This window comes from Desulfosporosinus metallidurans, assembly GCF_001936615.1.
GTDB lineage: Bacteria > Bacillota > Desulfitobacteriia > Desulfitobacteriales > Desulfitobacteriaceae > Desulfosporosinus > Desulfosporosinus metallidurans.
Genome location: NZ_MLBF01000221.1, coordinates 1 through 338, shown reverse-complemented (window position 1 = coordinate 338; position 338 = coordinate 1). Strand labels below are relative to the sequence as shown.

Annotated in this window: 1 tRNA gene; it reads right to left on the bottom strand. The window is 38.8% G+C overall.

Annotation, left to right across the window (positions count from 1 at the left end):
- Positions 1–243: 243 nt before the first annotated feature.
- A tRNA-Ala gene (locus DSOL_RS26470) sits at positions 244–319 on the bottom strand.
- Between the last annotated feature and the right edge of the window lie 19 nt (positions 320–338).

Here is a 338-nt window from a genome sequence, read left to right as displayed (position 1 = left end):
CAATACTTTCGTATTGATGTGAATTCGTTCGACTTTTACTAGAATTATCTCTCTATGCAGTTTTCAAAGAGCAGGACATTGATATTCGAAATTCAAAGCTTAATGCACGAAATAAATAAGCCTTATGGCTAAATATAACGTCATTTCACTTCTTGTTCTAAGCGAGTTACCAGAATTAGATACCTTAACACTACATTCGAGGCCTTTTAAACCTCGATTTTGTGCCTTGAACTTTGATATCGTTGGTGGAGGTAAGCGGGATCGAACCGCTGACCTCTTGAATGCCATTCAAGCGCTCTCCCAGCTGAGCTATACCCCCAAAATATCAAGTTACCATT